1 tRNA gene is annotated in these 250 nt (G+C 50.0%); it reads left to right on the plus strand.

The features are described from left to right. Positions 1-173: 173 nt before the first annotated feature. A tRNA-Pro gene (locus QN399_RS26480) sits at positions 174-250 on the plus strand.

Raw genomic sequence — 250 nt, forward strand, 5'->3', positions numbered from 1 at the left:
CGTTAGCTCAGTTGGTAGAGCAGTTGGCTTTTAACCAATTGGTCGTAGGTTCGAATCCCACACGACCCACCATTTTTGGCTTCAAGGTAACCCTTGAAGCCAAATCTTATAGATCTGATGCCATGAGTATCAGGTCGCAAGACAGCTTGTTGAGGTGTCTTTAAAGTTTCAACCGGGGTATAGCGCAGTCCGGTAGCGCGCCTGCTTTGGGAGCAGGATGTCAGGAGTTCGAATCCCCTTACCCCGACCA

The organism is Pseudomonas sp. 10C3 (genome assembly GCF_036346185.1).
Lineage (GTDB): Bacteria > Pseudomonadota > Gammaproteobacteria > Pseudomonadales > Pseudomonadaceae > Aquipseudomonas.